The 16,879-nt window shown below is 58.4% G+C and carries 12 protein-coding genes and 1 pseudogene; 6 read left to right on the top strand and 7 right to left on the bottom strand.

Features of this window, described 5'->3' with window-relative positions:
- Positions 1-34 precede the first annotated feature (34 nt).
- From FPL19_RS14395 to FPL19_RS14375, 5 genes are all read left to right on the top strand, one after another.
- Positions 35-1,870: an extracellular solute-binding protein gene (locus tag FPL19_RS14395; protein WP_404802829.1), complete on the top strand. Its 1,836-nt coding sequence runs from the start codon at positions 35-37 to the stop codon at positions 1,868-1,870.
- A gap of 45 nt (positions 1,871-1,915) precedes the next feature.
- A complete protein-coding gene (locus FPL19_RS14390) occupies positions 1,916-2,998 on the top strand; it encodes a microcin C ABC transporter permease YejB (RefSeq protein ID WP_150913391.1) in 1,083 nt (360 codons plus the stop codon).
- Positions 2,995-4,014 carry an ABC transporter permease gene (locus FPL19_RS14385; protein WP_150913389.1) on the top strand — a complete coding sequence of 340 codons (1,020 nt, stop codon included), beginning with the start codon at positions 2,995-2,997 and terminating at the stop codon, positions 4,012-4,014. The genes FPL19_RS14390 and FPL19_RS14385 overlap by 4 nt, the downstream gene beginning before the upstream one ends.
- Before the next feature lies 1 nt (position 4,015).
- A complete protein-coding gene (locus FPL19_RS14380) occupies positions 4,016-5,602 on the top strand; it encodes an ABC transporter ATP-binding protein (RefSeq protein ID WP_150913387.1) in 1,587 nt (528 codons plus the stop codon).
- 88 nt (positions 5,603-5,690) lie between these two features.
- Complete coding sequence (locus FPL19_RS14375) at positions 5,691-6,476, top strand: enoyl-ACP reductase FabI (RefSeq protein ID WP_150913385.1); 786 nt, start codon at positions 5,691-5,693, stop codon at positions 6,474-6,476.
- Between the two features lie 4 nt (positions 6,477-6,480).
- Here the strand turns inward: FPL19_RS14375 and FPL19_RS14370 are convergent, their stop codons facing one another.
- Together FPL19_RS14370 and FPL19_RS14365 are read right to left on the bottom strand one after the other, a co-directional pair.
- Entirely contained in the window at positions 6,481-6,906 is a 426-nt protein-coding gene (locus FPL19_RS14370) for a PilZ domain-containing protein (RefSeq protein ID WP_150913383.1), read from the bottom strand.
- Between the two features lie 49 nt (positions 6,907-6,955).
- Positions 6,956-8,776 carry a cell envelope integrity protein TolA gene (locus FPL19_RS14365; protein WP_150913381.1) on the bottom strand — a complete coding sequence of 607 codons (1,821 nt, stop codon included), beginning with the start codon at positions 8,774-8,776 and terminating at the stop codon, positions 6,956-6,958.
- A gap of 175 nt (positions 8,777-8,951) precedes the next feature.
- Here FPL19_RS14365 and FPL19_RS14360 point away from each other — a divergent pair, with 175 nt between their 5' ends.
- Positions 8,952-10,025, top strand: coding sequence for a 3-deoxy-7-phosphoheptulonate synthase (locus FPL19_RS14360; RefSeq protein ID WP_150913379.1), 1,074 nt, complete (start codon positions 8,952-8,954; stop codon positions 10,023-10,025).
- Here the strand turns inward: FPL19_RS14360 and cobA are convergent.
- The 5 genes and pseudogenes from cobA to FPL19_RS14335 all read right to left on the bottom strand — a co-directional run.
- Positions 10,022-10,783: pseudogene (gene cobA / locus FPL19_RS14355) on the bottom strand (uroporphyrinogen-III C-methyltransferase); the annotation flags it as partial. The gene FPL19_RS14360 and the pseudogene cobA overlap by 4 nt on opposite strands.
- A 98-nt stretch (positions 10,784-10,881) precedes the next feature.
- Complete coding sequence (serS, locus tag FPL19_RS14350) at positions 10,882-12,156, bottom strand: serine--tRNA ligase (protein ID WP_150913375.1); 1,275 nt, start codon at positions 12,154-12,156, stop codon at positions 10,882-10,884.
- A gap of 142 nt (positions 12,157-12,298) precedes the next feature.
- Positions 12,299-13,642, bottom strand: coding sequence for a replication-associated recombination protein A (locus tag FPL19_RS14345; protein ID WP_150913373.1), 1,344 nt, complete (start codon positions 13,640-13,642; stop codon positions 12,299-12,301).
- Complete coding sequence (gene lolA / locus FPL19_RS14340) at positions 13,642-14,307, bottom strand: outer membrane lipoprotein chaperone LolA (protein WP_225314443.1); 666 nt, start codon at positions 14,305-14,307, stop codon at positions 13,642-13,644. The genes FPL19_RS14345 and lolA overlap by 1 nt, the downstream gene beginning before the upstream one ends.
- A 10-nt stretch (positions 14,308-14,317) precedes the next feature.
- A complete protein-coding gene (locus tag FPL19_RS14335; RefSeq protein WP_150913371.1) occupies positions 14,318-16,876 on the bottom strand; it encodes a DNA translocase FtsK in 2,559 nt (852 codons plus the stop codon).
- Positions 16,877-16,879 lie beyond the last annotated feature (3 nt).

Below are 16,879 nucleotides of genomic sequence, written 5' to 3'. Positions count from 1 at the left end.
AGAGTCTCTGAACCCCAAGGAACGCGCAAGCTCTATGACCAGACAACATAATGCTTCAACGCCCTTTGAAACGGTTCTTCGTCCATTCCTGATCATCGCCAGCCTGATGCTTATTGCGATCGGGGCAGCGCCTGCCGCGGCGGAAGTGGAGGCACAGCACGGCCTCGCAATGCATGGCGAGGTCAAGTATCCGGAAGGGTTTGATCATTTCGATTACGTCAATCCAGACGCGCCCAAAGGCGGCACGCTGAAAAGGGCCGTCATTGCCAATGGCTACGATTCCTTTAACCCCTTCGTTGCCAGGGGTATTGCTGCAGAGGGCGTTGGCACCTATGTATACGACACCCTGCTGGTTTCCTCTGCCGACGAACCCTTTTCCGTCTATGGCCTTATCGCCGAATCCATTGAAACCCCGGAAGATCGAAGCTACGTCGTCTATAACCTTCGCAAGGAAGCGCGGTTCCATGACGGCGAGCCTATTACCGCCGAAGACGTGAAGTTCTCATTTGAACTGCTGACAACCGAAGGCCATCCAAGATTCCGGAGCTATTACAATGATGTCAGCAAGGTAACCGTGAAAGGCCCGCATCGGGTCCGTTTCGATTTCTCCAGCACGGTTAACCACGAGCTTCCACTGATTCTTGGCCAGTTGCCCATCCTTCCGAAACATTACTGGGCAGAGCGCACGTTCGGTGAAAACGGACTCAACATCCCCGTAGGCAGCGGCCCCTACCGCATCGGCAAGTTCGAGGCGGGCCGGTTTGTCAATTACGAGAGAGTGAAAGACTACTGGGCAAAGGACCTTGGGGTGAGTAAAGGTCGCTTTAATTTTGACACCATCGGCTTCGAGTATTACACCGACGATACCGTCGCGCTTGAGTCTTTCCGCGCCGGTAATTACGACTTCCGCGTGGAGTCCCAGGCCAAGAACTGGGCGACGGCCTACACAGGCGAGCCTTTTGAAACCGGCAAGATCAAGAAAGAAGCTATTGAGCACAATCGCCCGGCCGGCATGCAGGCCTTCGTTTATAACACTCGCCGGGATGTTTTCAAGGACCCGAAAGTCCGTCGAGCCCTGGCCTACGGCTTTGATTTCCAGTGGGCCAACAAGAACCTTTTTTACGGCCAATATACCCGCACCGATAGCTACTTCGAGAACAGCGAGCTGGCATCCTCGGGCCTGCCGGAAGGCCGCGAACTGGAAATACTGGAGCCCTATCGGGGTCAGCTTCCCGAATCCGTTTTCACCACCGAATATCAGCCGCCTTCAACCGAGGGCGACCGCACCATGCGGAGCAACCTGCGAGACGCTCTGCAACTGTTGCGAGAGGCGGGCTACGCGATTAAAGATGGTGTCATGACCCACACCGCCACGGGTGAGCCGCTGGCCTTCGAAATCATGCTGTTCCAGAAGACCTTTGAACGGGTTGTTCTGCCCTTCAAGAACAACCTCGAAAAACTGGGCATCAATGTAACCGTGCGGCTGGTGGATTCAAACCAGTACACCCAACGCTGGCGTACCCGTAATTTTGACATGACCGTGGGCGTTTTTCCCCAGTCGGACTCCCCGGGCAACGAACAGCGCGGCTACTGGCACAGCTCTTCTGCCGACAGCGATGCCACCCGCAATCTTGCCGGCGTCAGTGACCCGGTCGTGGATGAACTGGTGGAATACCTGATTCAGGCACCCAGCCGCGAAGAACTGGTTTACCGCACCAGAGCACTGGACCGGGTGCTATTGCATCACCATTACGTCATTCCCAACTGGTTTCTTGCCAGTGACCGGATTGCCTACTGGTCTCTCCTGAAACGCCCGGAAACTGTCCCTAAAGACGGCGCCGATGTAGACAACTGGTGGGTCGAACGCTGATTCATGCTGCCCTTGCCTGACAGATTGCACATGGAGTCCCTGTAAATGGGCAGCTACATTCTCAGACGCCTGGCACTGATCATTCCCACTTTGCTGGGGATCATGCTGCTGAACTTCCTTATTGTTCAGGCCGCACCTGGCGGCCCTGTTGAGCAGATGATTGCTGAAATCGAGGGGTTTGGCAGTGGCGCTCTGGACCGGGCCAGCGGGGGCGGTTCCGGCGGAGAAGTATCTGGCGGAGGTGACAGCCGCGCCTCGCAGGGGCTTCCGCCCGAACTGCTGGAAGAAATCAGGGTCATGTACGGCTTTGACAAGCCGCCCCACGAACGCTTTCTAAAAATGATAGGGGACTACGCCACCTTCGATTTTGGCGAGTCTTTCTATCGGCAGCAGACCGTCACCGAACTGATTGTCGACAAGATGCCCGTTTCCATTTCCCTAGGGCTCTGGTCAACGCTGATCATCTATCTGATTTCCATTCCATTGGGCGTTCGCAAAGCGGTCACCGACGGCTCCCGCTTTGATGTCTGGACCAGTACGGCGATTGTCATCGGCTATGCCATCCCCGGCTTCCTGTTTGCCATTCTGCTGATCGTGCTGTTTGCCGGTGGCAGCTACCTTGACTGGTTCCCGCTTCGTGGCCTGACCTCCTCCGATTTCGATCAGATGACCTGGTACCAGCAGGTCGGCGACTACTTCTGGCACCTGGCGCTGCCGGTCACCGCCAATGTCATCGGCGGCTTTGCCACCCTCACCCTGCTGACCAAGAACTCGTTTCTGGACGAGATCAGCAAACAGTACGTGGTGACGGCCAGGGCCAAGGGCCTTGAGGAAAAACAGGTGTTATACGGCCATGTGTTCCGCAACGCCATGCTGATTGTGATCGCCAGCCTGCCGGGCGTGCTGGTGTCGCTGTTCTTTACCGGCTCGCTGCTGATCGAGGTGATTTTCTCCCTCGACGGCCTTGGGTTGTTGGGCTTTGAAGCTGCCCTCAACCGGGATTATCCGGTGGTCTTCGGCACGCTCTATATCTTCACCCTGATGGGGCTCGTGCTGAAACTGATCAGCGACATCACCTATGTGCTGGTCGACCCGCGCATCGATTTTGAAAGCCGGGAGGGTGCATGACCCTCACCCCGATCCAGCAACGCCGCCTTCGCAACTTCCGCAGGAACCGCCGGGGGTTCTGGGCGTTATGGATATTTCTGGCGCTCTTCGGCCTGTCCCTTTGCGCTGAACTGATTGCCAATGACAAGCCACTGGCCATTTCCTACCAGGGGGAACTTTACTTCCCGGTGTTCGAAACGGTGTCCGATGAAACCTTTGGCGGCTTCCTGCCGACGGAGGCGGACTACCGGGACGATTTTGTGGCCGAGGAGATCAAGGCAAACGGCTGGATGCTCTGGCCCCCCATCCCGTTCAGTTACAACACCACCAACTACAAACTGGATGTACCCTCCCCTGCGCCGCCCAGCCCGGTGAACTGGCTCGGCACTGACGACCAGGGGCGCGACGTGGCCGCCAGAGTAATCTATGGTTTCCGCATTTCCGTGCTGTTCGGTCTGACTCTGACCTTTTTCAGCTGCATTATCGGCGTGGCAGTGGGCGCCATTCAGGGCTTCTACGGCGGCAAAGTGGACCTGCTCGGCCAGCGCTTTATCGAGATCTGGTCCGGCCTGCCGGTGCTCTATCTGCTGATCATTCTGTCCAGTATCGTGCAGCCGAATTTCTGGTGGCTGCTGGGCATTATGCTGCTGTTCAGTTGGATGGGGCTGGTTGATGTAGTTCGAGCCGAATTTCTGCGGGCCCGTAATTTCGAGTACGTCAAAGCGGCCCGCGCGCTGGGGCTGGGCAACGGCAAGATCATGTTCCGGCATATCCTGCCCAACGCCATGGTGGCCACCCTGACCTTTCTGCCGTTTATTCTGACCGGCGCGATCACCGGGCTCACCTCCCTGGATTTCCTGGGCTTCGGGCTACCCTCGGGCTCGCCTTCACTCGGCGAACTGATTGCCCAGGGCAAGGCCAACCTGCACGCGCCCTGGCTGGGTATCTCCGCGTTCGTGACCCTGGCCGTGATGCTGACCCTGCTTGTTTTTGTTGGGGAAGCCGTCCGTGATGCATTCGACCCGAGAAAGAACTGATATGTCGACCTTGCTGGAAATCAACGATCTTTCACTGACCTTTGACGGGGCGGCCCCGGCGGTGGACGGTCTTTCCCTGTCCATCAGTGAAGGCCAGACGCTGGCACTGGTGGGCGAAAGCGGCTCTGGCAAATCAGTGTCGGCTCTGTCGATTCTCCGCCTGCTGGACGAGCGCCATGTGCGCTATCCCTCCGGCAGCATCCTTTTCCGCGGCGAGAATATGCTGAGCATCAGCGACAAGCGTCTGCGCCAGATCCGCGGCCGGAAAATAAGCATGATCTTTCAGGAACCCATGACCTCCCTGAACCCGTTACACACGGTGGAGAAGCAGATTGCGGAAACCCTGGCGCTACATCGGGGGCTCCGGGATGCCGAGGCCCGCAAACGCTGCATTGAACTGCTTGAACTGGTAGGCATACCGAATCCGGAAGAGCGCCTGTCCAGCTACCCGCACCAACTGTCCGGTGGCCAGAAGCAACGGGTAATGATTGCCATGGCGTTGGCCAATGAGCCAGACCTGCTGATTGCCGATGAGCCCACCACGGCTCTGGATGTGACGGTGCAGAAGCAGGTGCTGGAACTACTCAGAGACCTGCAGAATAAGCTGGGCATGGCCATTCTGTTAATCACCCACGATCTCTCCATTGTGCGGCGCTACGCGGACCAGGTGGTGGTTATGGAACAGGGCAAAGTGGTTGAAACGGCACCAACGGAAACCCTGTTTCAGAACCCGGAACACCCCTACACCCGCAAACTGCTGGACGCGGAGCCGCCCGCCTCGCCCTCAGCCGTGCGGGTTCAGGACACACCCCTGCTTGAAGTATCCGGCCTGGACGTTCGGTTCGTCATCCGGCGATCACTATTCGGCCGGCCAAAAACCTGGTTCCAGGCAGTCGACCAGGCCGATTTCTCCCTCAACCGTGGGGAAACACTGGGCATCGTCGGGGAAAGCGGCAGCGGGAAAACCACCATAGGCCACGCCCTGCTTAAGCTAACCGGCAGCACCGGCTCCATCCGGCTTGGCGGGCGGGAACTGGGGCCTCTGACCCAGAAGGAGTTCCGTCCCTATCGGCGGCAGATTCAGATTGTCTTCCAGGACCCCTTCGGGAGTCTCAGCCCACGAATGTCGGTTGCCGAGATTGTGCGGGAAGGCCTTGAGATTCATTCACCAGCGACCGCCGACGAGCAGGATGGCCGAGTCATCCAGGCACTGCGGGACGTTGGCCTGGACCCGGACGCCCGGCACCGCTACCCCCACGAGTTCTCCGGCGGCCAGCGCCAGCGTATCGCCATTGCCCGGGCGCTGGTGCTTCAACCGGAACTGATTGTTCTGGATGAGCCCACCTCTGCCCTGGACCGAACCGTCCAGAAGCAGGTGATTCATCTGCTGCGGGATCTGCAGGAAAAATATGGTCTAAGCTATGTGTTCATCAGCCACGATCTGGCCGTGGTACGGGCGCTCAGTCACCGCCTTATGGTGCTGAAGAACGGTAGCATTGTGGAATACGGCGATGCCGCCAGCATATTTCAGGATCCCCGGGACGACTACACCCGGGAACTGCTGAATGCGTCGATGTTCTACAGCTGACGCCCGGAATACTACGACCAATTGAGTGTTACTCACATCAAGCCGGTTCAGGGATAATGCCCTGAACTGAATCAAAGGGAGAATCATTATGGGATTACTCAGTGGTAAACGGGCCCTGATTGTCGGCGTCGCCAGCAAACTTTCCATTGCCCACGGCATCGCCGAAGCATTCCATCAGCAAGGCGCTGAACTGGCATTCACTTACCAGAATGAAAAGCTTAAACCCCGGGTTGCGCAGTTTGCCGAGGGCTGGGGTAGCAATCTGATTTTCCCCTGCGATGTGGCTAGTGACGAGGAAATCGAGAACGTATTTACCGAGCTGAACAAGCACTGGGACAAGATCGATATTATCGTGCACTCGGTCGGTTTTGCGCCGGGCGACGAACTGAACGGCAATTTTGTCGACGTCACCACCCGGGAAGGCTTCCGCATTGCTCACGACATCAGCTCCTATAGCTTTGTCGCGTTGGCCAAGGCGGCCCGAGGCATGATGCACGAAAACAGCGCCCTTCTTACCCTGAGTTACCTGGGTGCCGAAAAAGTACTTCAGAACTATAACGTGATGGGTCTGGCCAAGGCATCACTGGAATCCAACGTGCGATACATGGCGGGCAGCCTGGGCCGGGACGGCATCCGGGTGAATGCCATTTCTGCCGGGCCGATCAAAACCCTGGCAGCGTCCGGTATCAAGAGCTTCCGGAAAATGCTTGCGGAAAACGCCAGGCGGGCGCCCCTGCGGCGGAATGTGACCACCGAAGAAGTGGGCAATGCAGCTGCCTTCCTGTGCTCGGATATGGCAAGTGGCATCACCGGTGAAATCATGTACGTCGATGGCGGGTTCAATATTACCGGTATGGGTGAACTGGAGGACTGAGCCTTCAGTTTTCCGACATAGCGCTCGCCACGGCCTCGACCCATTCGAGGTACGAGGTGTCGTCCGACTCCAGAATACGCAGGCCTACCAGCCACTGGCCTGCCGACGTCGGACGGCACCAGACGACATCCACGGTCAACTGAAACGCCTCCGGCTCGCTATCGAGCCGGACCCAGGCGGTAAGCAACGCATTCTCCGTTAGTGGTTCCCGCGTGGTGAGACAAAACCCCTGGGCAGACAGATCGCGGGTTTTCGAAACCAGCGTCCGGCCTGCCGACTCCGCTGCGTTATCGTCGTTCTCAGGCTCTGAAGATTCCAGCTCCAGCGTCACCTGTGCGCTTCCAGTCAAGCGGTATTCAGAGCGGTTGTCCCCGGGTATGTCGGGTGCCCCATCCTCATCATTGCCAAAGCTGTAATCGATATCGCTCATCGTTCTTACCCCTGAACGCCCTTAAGGGCTTTTATTATTGGCTGAATCCTTACCGGCCGACACGAATTCGGCCCACGACCCGTGACAGGGTGTCGTCAAATTCCGCGGAAGCGCCCAACACCCGAACCCGGCCCCCGACGACCTCCTCGATCAATTCATCTTCCAGGAATTCCCGACGGTTCAGCCCCAGCCGATCCACAAACACCAGTTTTCGGGAGGCATTAATCCTGACTGCCAGCTTCAGCCGCTGGGGTTCTGTTGGCGACTCGCTGTTTTCCACAACGATCCAGCCCCCAAGTTTGATGCCTTCGACAAGGGTACGGGCAGCAGCCTCTTTCTCCACGCGCAGGCGTTCGGCTTCTGCCTCCTCGTCGGCCTGACGACGGGCTTCCGCTTCCTGGCGCTGCTTCTCTATAGCCGCTTCCTTGGCAGCGCGTTCCTCCGCCCGCTGTTTCTCCGCCTCTTCCTTTTCATGCCGGAGCTTTTCCGCACGCTGGCGGGCGTCTTCCGCGGCTTTTTTTCGTTGCACCATCTGCCGATGAAGTACGCTGGAAAGCGCAGTCATCGTTTCTGCGAGCACTTCCCCGAACGGTCGTACCGGCGGAAGCCGGCGCAGGTGGCCGTTTTCAAACTCGGCCTTGAACCGGGTCCAGGGCTGCAATCCGAGCCTGACGCCAGCGCCATTGGTCCAGAGCACCTCACGGGTATCCTCAAGCAGCGCGAGAAAGAAGCGCCTTTGCTCTTTCGCCCCTTCGCCCTCGACATACCAGGTGTGCTTCATTTCCTGATACTCCGACTCCGGTACCGGCTCCAGTGCCAGCCAGGCAGAATCCCAGGAAAACCGGTCTGGCGGGGGCAAGGCGGACATCAGCTCAGGTGTTTCGCCCCTTAGCCGCTGAACCATCACATCCTGAATGCCGGCAAGGGCCTGCTCCGGAAGCGGCTCTTTATTAAGCCTGTTCCAGACATCAATAATGCGATCGCCGATCTGTTCGCCCACGGTATACAGCCGGTTTCTGTCCCTGTCAGACAGGGTCGGGTCGCCGATCCATACCAGCCATTCGAGGAGTTTGCTGGCGTGGCGCCAGTTCTCACCATCCAGGCCTTCTTCCCAGACAATCTGTTTGAGCAGCCCGAACCAGGTGTTCATCACAAAGCTGACCACAGGCTCAGGCAACTGCCGACCTTTCATGGCCCGGCCAATCAGGGCACGGGCCGTGTGCTCTGCCCGGCGCTGACGGGCGGCCCCCTGCTCGGTTTTCAAGAGCCGCTCCCGCAGCCGCCCGGTCTGTTGCTCACGCTTTTCGGCGTCTTCTTTCCACTGACGGCAGAACGCCATCACCGGTTCCTTGTCGCCGTGCTCAAAACAGCCGGAGACTTCAATGGTCAACGAGTCCAGCTGGTCCAGGAGAATTTTTGCAGAGCGCCCGCCACTGTTACTCCAGCCCCGGAGATCCTGAAGGCTGTCGAGCCATTCCAGTAAGGTGTCGCTGAACACGTCCGCACCTTCCAGGTTCATCCGCCAGGCCAGGAAAAAACGCAGGCGGGCAATGCGGCGGGCGAGCTCGGGGTGAAGACCGCTGGACTTGAGGAATACATCCATGATCCGGTCGGAGACATAAGCAGCGTTGATCTGGCGCACGGACCAGGTCAGGGACACCGATCGTAGAACATGCGTCACCGGCTCGTCCCGCTGTTCGGTCCAGCAGGACATCAACAGGGGCGTCCAGTCGCTAATCGCGTCTTTGTCGAGCTTGCCGACAGGGTATGGAAGGTCCGGAACCCGGATACCCGAAAGCACGTCGTCAATCCGTTTTGTGGCCTGTTCCAGCGACAGTAATTCGGGCCTGTTCTGCCTGCCTTGCTGCATCCATTCTCCGCGCGTCAGAAGCGTTGAAAAGGTGGGTTAAATAACGCAGTATAACCACCTCACAGGGGTTTACCGCAATCATACCCCGCCGAACAAGATTACATGCCCCGGGGTTGCCGCACTCAGTTATACACCATCCCCGATGGCAAAGGTCAGAATCAGGGACAACAAAAGCATGTCGGGCACCAAACTAGAGAATCTCAATGTGGCGAGTCAGGAACGATTGATCACCCCTGAAGCGCTCAAGCAGGAATTGCCGCTGTCGGAAAAAGCGGCAGACACCGTAGAAAAAGGCCGCCAAGCCATCTATGACATCATGGATGGCAAGGACCATCGTCTGTTTGTAGTGGTCGGCCCCTGCTCGATTCACGACGTCGATGCGGCCCGTGAGTACGCCCAGAAACTGAAAAAACTGGCCGACGAGCTGAGTGACACCCTGCTGATTGTCATGCGAGTCTACTTCGAAAAGCCCCGCACCACCGTGGGCTGGAAAGGGCTGATCAATGACCCGCACCTGAACGATACCTTTGATATCGAACAGGGCCTGCACATCGGCCGCAGACTGTTGTTGGACATTTCCGAGCTGGGTCTGCCTACGGCAACCGAAGCCCTGGATCCGATTTCACCACAGTACCTGCAGGACACCATCTCCTGGTCCGCCATTGGCGCCCGCACCACTGAATCCCAGACCCACCGGGAAATGAGCAGCGGCCTGTCCATGGCCATCGGTTTCAAGAACGGCACCGACGGCAGCCTGGACGTGGCGGTAAACGCCATGAAATCCGTGTCACACCCTCACAGTTTTCTCGGCATCAATCAGCAGGGCCAGGTGGCCATCATCCGTACCCGTGGCAACAACTACGGCCATGTGGTTCTGCGCGGCGGTGGCGGCAAGCCCAACTACGATTCGGTGAATGTGGCCCTGTGCGAACAGGCACTGGAGAAGGCGAAACTGCGCCAGTCCATCATGGTCGACTGCAGCCACGCCAATTCCAGCAAAGACCCGGCGATCCAGCCTTTGGTGATTCAGGACATTGCCCACCAGATTCTGGAAGGCAACCAGTCCATTCAGGGCCTGATGGTGGAAAGCCACCTGAACTGGGGCAACCAGTCGATTCCTGAAAATCTGGAGGACCTGAAGTATGGCGTGTCGGTTACTGACGCGTGCATCGACTGGGAAACCACAGAAAAAGCATTGCACGAGATGCGCGACAAGCTGAAAGACGTACTGCCCAAGCGCAGAGGTTAAGCCGGGCCGGGTTGCATGGGTACACTTGCAACCCAGTCAAGGCGGCTTCGCAGCGCCACTACCTGACCAATAATCACCAGCGTTGGCGGCGAGACAGCCTGGCTATCGACCCGCTCAACGATATTGGACAGGTTTCCCGTCACCACCTTTTGCTCCGGCGTTGTGCCCCGCGAAACCAGTGCGACAGGCATATCATCGGACATGCCATGGGCGATTAGCTGCCTGCATATGATGGGCAGACCCACCAGGCCCATGTAGAAGACAAGCGTCTGATTATTCTGAACAAAGTCTTTCCACGGCAGATCGCAGGTGTCGTTTTTAAGGTGTCCGGTGACAAACCGCACCGACTGGGCATAATCCCGATGGGTCAGAGGAATGCCCGCATAGGCGGCACAACCTGAAGCAGCCGTGATACCGGGGACCACCTGAAATCGGACGCCGGCAGCCGCCAGGGTTTCAATCTCTTCGCCCCCACGCCCGAAAATAAACGGGTCGCCGCCCTTCAGTCGAACGACTTTCCGTCCCTGCTGCGCAAGCTCCACCAGACGGTTATTGATCTGGTCCTGGGGCAAGGTGTGGTTCGCCCGCTGCTTGCCGACATGAATCCGTTCGGCAGAATCGGGAATCAGGGAGAGGATTTCGTCCGACACAAGCCGGTCGTACAGCACCACCTCGGCAGACTGGATCAGACGCCAGGCCTTCAGGGTCAGCAACTCCGGGTCGCCCGGCCCCGCACCCACCAGTGCCACTTCACCTTCAGAGCTGTTCGGGTTCTCGGTGACCGGGTTTTTCCTGTACCGAACCGGGGCCGATTTGGCCCCTACGCCCTTCCATGGTGCATCACTGACTTTATCGCTCATTGGATCTTTTCCATGCCCCCCATATAGGGTTTCAGAACTTCAGGTACAAGAACGCTGCCGTCTTCCTGCTGGTAGTTTTCCAGCACGGCAATAAGCGCTCTTCCCACAGCCAGTCCCGACCCGTTGAGAGTGTGGACCGGCTCCGGCTTTTTGGTTTCCGGATTACGCCATCTGGCATGCATGCGCCGTGCCTGGAAATCCCGGGTATTGGAGCAGGAAGAGATTTCACGGTACTTGCCCTGCCCCGGCAGCCAGACCTCAAGGTCAAAGGTGCGGGCGGCGGCGAAGCCGATATCACCACCGCACAGGTCCATCAGGCGGTACGGAAGTTCCAGAAGCTGCAGTACTTTCTCGGCATGGCCGGTCAGGGCTTCAAGGGCTGCGTCTGATTCATCCGGGCGTACGATCTGGATCAGTTCCACCTTGTCGAACTGGTGCTGACGGATCATACCGCGGGTATCCCGGCCGTAGGAGCCGGCTTCACTGCGGAAACAGGGGGTATGGCACACCAGTTTCAACGGCAGTTCGTCATCGGCCAGAATCGAATCGCTGACCAGGTTGGTAGCGGGCACTTCCGCTGTCGGAATCAGGTAAAGCGGGTTATCGCCTTCCATCTTGAACAGATCCGCCTCGAACTTCGGAAGCTGCCCGGTGCCATAGAGCGTGTCGGCGTTTACCAGGTATGGCAAATAGGCCTCGGTGTACCCGTGCTCATCGGTGTGCAGGTTGATCATGAACTGGGCCAGGGCCCGGTGCAGGCGGGCCACAGGGCCGCGCATAACCGCAAACCGGGAATGGGCCAGACGAGTCGCGGTTTCAAAATCCAGTCCGCCGAGCTGTTCGCCGATTGCCACATGGTCTTTCGGCTCAAACGTAAAGGACCGGGGCTCACCCCATTTACGGACTTCAACGTTGTCGTCTTCGCTGTCCCCTTCCTGCACGGCCTCATCAGGCACATTGGGAATCGCCGAAAGGAAACCGTTCAGCTCCTCCTGAAGGACTTTCAGCTCGTCCTCTGCCGCCGAACGCTCAGATTTCAACTGCTCGACCTCGTCCAGTAACGGCTGGATATCCTCACCCGCCGCCTTGGCCTTACCAATCGACTTGGACCGACGGTTCTGCTCACCCTGAAGGGTTTCGGTCTTTACCTGAAGGGCGCGACGGCGCTCTTCAAGTTGATCAAAGGTCGCCCGGTCAAAGGTGAAATGTTTGACCTTTAGCTGACGGGCGATTTCTTCAGTCTGCGAGCGGACGCGTTTGGGATCGAGCATGGTTATCCTGAGTTTGTCGTTTCTGATGGAATCGGGATTAACGGCGCAGGGTTACTGGCCCAATACAAGAAGGGGCATTATACCTTTGACAGGCCGTGTGGCTACACCGCTCCAGACTCAAGGGCGGGCCAGAAGCCGTAATTCACTGAGACGGATAGCGTTTTTGCGGGCTGTTCCGGTTTTTCTCGTCGAGGCGGTCGCGTTTTTCCGCCAGCTTGATTTCCAGCCCGCGCTGCAACGGCTGGTAGTAACGGCGCTGGTGGATCGCTTCCGGCAGATAGGATTCTCCGGCGGCAAAGCCATCAGGTTCGCTATGGGCGTAGCGGTACTCGCTGCCATGGCCCATGCTTTTGAGCAGTTTGGTGGGGGCGTTGCGCAGGTGCACCGGCACCTCGTAGTCCGGGTCCTTGCGGATGTCCGCCATGCATTGGTTAAAGGCACTGTAAACGGCATCGCTTTTGGGTGACATCGCCAGATAGGTAACTGCCTGGGCCAGCGCCAGCTCACCTTCCGGTGAGCCCAGCCGTTCCTGGGCCTGCCAGGCGTCCATGGCAAGCTGCAGTGCCCGGGGGTCGGCGTTACCGATGTCCTCGCTGGCAATACGCACCAGCCGGCGGGCAACATAGAGTGGATCGCAGCCGCCATCCAGCATTCGGCACAGCCAGTAAAGCGAGCCGTCCGGATCCGAGCCCCTGACGGATTTGTGCAGCGCCGAGATCTGGTCATAGAAGACATCGCCGCCCTTGTCGAAGCGCCTGAGACTCGTCTGCAACACCTGCTCAAGATGGTCGCTGGTGATCCTGGGGTTACCACCCGCGTCCGGTTCCGCAAGGTCCGTGGCCACTTCCAGGATGTTCAGTGCCCGGCGTGCGTCACCGCCGGCGGCCGCCGCAATCATCTCCAGAACCGGGCGTTCAATTTTTATCTCGCCATTCAGACCCTGCTCGGACACCAGCGCTCTGTCCAGTAGTTCCAACAGTTCATCGTCGGCCAGGTTTTTCAGGACATAGACCCGCGTGCGGGAGAGGAGCGCACTGTTCAATTCGAAGGAAGGGTTTTCCGTGGTGGCGCCGACGAAAATGAAGGTGCCGTCTTCAATATGGGGCAGGAACGCGTCCTGCTGGCTTTTGTTGAAGCGGTGAACCTCGTCTACGAAAAGAAGCGTGTCGCGGCCTTCCGAGCGCTTGCGGGCCTTTGCCCGCTCAACGACGGCGCGTATCTCCTTCACCCCGCTGAGCACCGCGGATACCGTCTCGAAGCTGAGTTCACTTAGATTGGCAAGCAACCGGGCAAAGGTGGTTTTACCCACACCCGGCGGCCCCCAGAGAATCATGGAATGAAGCTGGCGCTGTTCGACCGCCCGGCGCAGTGGTTTCCCCGGACCGACCAGGTGGCCCTGGCCGACGTATTCATCAAGACTGCCTGGTCGCATTCGGGCTGCCAATGGCTGAAAACCCGGCGCTTCCTCAAACAGACCTTCCTGCATCAGGTGTCTTTCCCGATCACATCCACCGAATCAGGGTAATCAAGAGTGAAGGCCTGTTCCGGAATACTGCCGTTAATCGTTACATCCATGAAGCTCAGCACGCTGAGCTGGCCCAGCGAGTCCCGCATCCGCATTTCCTGCAGACGGTCACCGGAGAACGTCAGCGTCAGGGACAGAAACAGGGAATCCTGGTTACGGGGCTGGAGGGTAAACTCGCGGTTTGCTCCCCCTTCTGCCGAGGAGGACACCTGGTATTTCTCGTTCAGATTGTCCACCTGCCCACTGAGCAGCAGTGCCGGCGTGGTGGCTGCGCGATCGTCGAGATCGTGAATGGTGACCTGTTCAAGGTCGGGATCGTACACCTTGACCTGATTACCATCGCTAACGATGTACTGGGAATGGGGCGATGTGGTTTCCCAGTAGAACAGCCCCGGACGCTTGGCTTTCAGCTTGCCGCGGGTTTCCTGAACCTGGTTGCCGTTTTCGTTAACCACAATCTGGATAAACGAGGATTCAAAGGAGCGGTAGTCCTGCAGAAGCCCCGCCAGTTCCGCGGCCTGCTCCTTGCTGTTCTCCTGGGCTTTCAGGGCCGATAAAGGAAAGACGGACAGCACCAGCACAAACACCACCGACAGCCAACGAACACTGCTGAAACGATCTCTCACAAATAGGCTCCTAATCTCTGGGGGGCGGCGGTGCGAGGACTTCCCTCGCGCCGTTGTTGCCAGCGGCACTGACCACACCGGAGGCTTCCATGGCTTCCACCAGGTTCGCCGCCCGGTTATATCCGATCTTGAACTTGCGCTGAACCGACGAAATGGATACCCGGCGGCCTTCCGTGACAAAGGCGACGGCCTCATCAAACAGGGCATCGCCCTCACTGTCGCCGCCACCCTCGCTGAGCGTGGGCACGCCCGGAAGACTCTCACCCTCGGCGCCATTAAGCACATCGTCCACATAGACGGGCTCACCCCGGGCTTTCCAGGCCTTGACCACCCGATGCACTTCATCGTCGTCTACAAAGGCACCATGAACCCGCACCGGCAAACCGGAACCGGGTGGAAGGTAGAGCATGTCGCCATGACCCAGAAGCTGCTCCGCACCGCCCTGATCCAGAACCGTGCGGGAGTCGATCTTCGAGGAAACCTGAAACGACATACGTGTCGGGATATTGGCCTTGATCAGACCGGTGATCACGTCAACGGACGGACGCTGAGTCGCCAGAATCAAATGAATGCCGGCTGCCCTCGCCTTCTGGGCGATCCGGGCAATCAGTTCCTCAACTTTTTTACCGACAATCATCATCATGTCGGCGAACTCGTCAATTACCACCACGATGAACGGCAGTGTCTCCAGCTCCGGGCGTTCCTGTTCGTCGTTTGCCAGGTACTCGTCCGGTTTCCAGATCGGGTCCAGGATCGGCTCGCCGGCAGCTGCAGCGTCCCTGACCTTGCGGTTGTAACCGGCAAGGTTCCGCACACCAAGACTTGCCAACAGGCGGTAACGGCGCTCCATTTCCGCCACACACCAGCGCAGAGCGTTGGCGGCGTCTTTCATATCGGTGACTACCGGTGCCAGCAGATGGGGAATGCCATCGTAAATGCTCAGCTCCAGCATCTTCGGGTCGACCATGATAAAGCGCACTTCTTCCGGCGTCGCCTTCAGCAGAATGCTCAGGATCATGGCGTTCACCCCCACGGACTTACCGGAACCGGTGGTACCGGCCACCAGCAGGTGGGGCATCTTCGACAGGTTGGCGACCATCGGGTTGCCGCCGATGTCATTGCCCAGGGCCATGGTCAGCGCGGAAGACGATTCCTGGAACACCTTGGCGTTGAGTACCTCGCTCAGGCGAACCATTTCCCGCTCTTCATTGGGAATCTCGATGCCAACCACGGACTTGCCGGGAATGACTTCCACCACCCGCACGCTAAGCACCGCCAGGGAGCGGGCCAGATCCTTCGCCAGATTGGAAATCTTGCTGACTTTGACCCCGGCGGCCGGCTTGATTTCAAAACGGGTGATGACCGGGCCCGGATTGACTTCCACCACCTCGACCGACACACCGAAGTCAGCCAGCTTCTCTTCCAGCAGGCGGGACATATGCTGCAGGGACTCTTCCGAGTAGCCCCGCTCCTTGCGCTCCTCCGGTGGATCCAGCAGAGAGATAGGCGGAATGGTGCTTTCAATATCCTCCAGCAACGATCCCTGCTTTTCGCCCGTTTTACCGGTTTTTTCCTGATCGTCCCGCTTGAACGGTGAAATTTTCAGAGATTTTGCCGGCTTGCTGTTCTTGTTCGCCGCCCCATTGGCCCAGGCTTTGGCTGGCGCGTCGCCGGCGTCCCGGGAACTGAAGCTTTCCAGGCGGGGCTGCTCGTAATCAATGTCGGGGGATACCCCGTCAATGGCGGGCTCAACACGCTCTTTCTGCGCCGGCTTCGGCTTCTTCCCGGAACCGCCGGGAAGAAATTTTTTCCACCAGGGCGTTTTGGCGGACTTTGAGGCGCTGGCCGGGTAGTGGGTCAGTTCATCCTGAACGATGGGGGGCTCGGCTTTCGGATTGGCACGGGGTATAGGCTTCTTGGCTTTTTCGGATTTGCGGAAAAGGCTGGCAATGCCCTGCCCCAGCCTGAGCGTACCGGCCCCGATGCGGTCCATTAGCCAGAACCAGGAAAGCCCGGTGCTAACGGTTAGCGCAAACAGGAAAATGGCAATCAGCAACAAGGTAGTTGCTGGCAGATTAAAGAACTTGACCATGGATTCAGAGGCGGCAGCGCCCAACACACCACCGGATGAGACACCCAGACCAAACACGGAATAAAGGGAAAGCAGGCTGGTGGCGGACAGCAGGATCAGCAGAAAACCACCAAACCGGACCAGAAACAGAGGAATATGGGGATCGATGGGCTTGTTGCGCAGGCGGATAAGCATCAGCGCATAGCCGGCCACCATCACCGGGAACAGAAACGCCACATCACCGAAAAAATCCCGCAACAGACTGGCAAGCCAGGCACCGGTGCGACCGGCGTGATTCTGCACTACCGTTTCATGGCCGATCGATGCCCAGCCGGGATCAGACGGGCTGAAGGTCACCAGGGCCATACCCAGATAGATGCACAGGGCAATGAGGGCAATCACGGCGCCTTCCCGGGCACCCTGCGAGACATATCGCCGGAACTTCAGCTGTTTCGGAGACAGTTCCTGGTTTTTCTTCGCTTTTTCACTCTCGGCCATGAA

The sequence above is a fragment of the Marinobacter halotolerans genome (assembly GCF_008795985.1).
Lineage (GTDB): Bacteria > Pseudomonadota > Gammaproteobacteria > Pseudomonadales > Oleiphilaceae > Marinobacter > Marinobacter halotolerans.
Note: the sequence above shows the minus strand (reverse complement) of the source record. Positions and strands in the feature narration are given on the sequence as shown.

What these genes read in the sequence shown, in the direction of transcription:
- FPL19_RS14395 (WP_404802829.1), top strand. Translation starts at nt 35, where the DNA reads ATGACCAGACAACATAATGCTTCAACGCCCTTTGAAACGGTTCTTCGT.
- FPL19_RS14390 (WP_150913391.1), top strand. Translation starts at nt 1,916, where the DNA reads ATGGGCAGCTACATTCTCAGACGCCTGGCACTGATCATTCCCACTTTG.
- FPL19_RS14385 (WP_150913389.1), top strand. Translation starts at nt 2,995, where the DNA reads ATGACCCTCACCCCGATCCAGCAACGCCGCCTTCGCAACTTCCGCAGG.
- FPL19_RS14380 (WP_150913387.1), top strand. Translation starts at nt 4,016, where the DNA reads ATGTCGACCTTGCTGGAAATCAACGATCTTTCACTGACCTTTGACGGG.
- FPL19_RS14375 (WP_150913385.1), top strand. Translation starts at nt 5,691, where the DNA reads ATGGGATTACTCAGTGGTAAACGGGCCCTGATTGTCGGCGTCGCCAGC.
- FPL19_RS14370 (WP_150913383.1), bottom strand. Translation starts at nt 6,906, where the DNA reads ATGAGCGATATCGATTACAGCTTTGGCAATGATGAGGATGGGGCACCC.
- FPL19_RS14365 (WP_150913381.1), bottom strand. Translation starts at nt 8,776, where the DNA reads ATGCAGCAAGGCAGGCAGAACAGGCCCGAATTACTGTCGCTGGAACAG.
- FPL19_RS14360 (WP_150913379.1), top strand. Translation starts at nt 8,952, where the DNA reads ATGTCGGGCACCAAACTAGAGAATCTCAATGTGGCGAGTCAGGAACGA.
- serS (WP_150913375.1), bottom strand. Translation starts at nt 12,156, where the DNA reads ATGCTCGATCCCAAACGCGTCCGCTCGCAGACTGAAGAAATCGCCCGT.
- FPL19_RS14345 (WP_150913373.1), bottom strand. Translation starts at nt 13,642, where the DNA reads ATGCAGGAAGGTCTGTTTGAGGAAGCGCCGGGTTTTCAGCCATTGGCA.
- FPL19_RS14335 (WP_150913371.1), bottom strand. Translation starts at nt 16,876, where the DNA reads ATGGCCGAGAGTGAAAAAGCGAAGAAAAACCAGGAACTGTCTCCGAAA.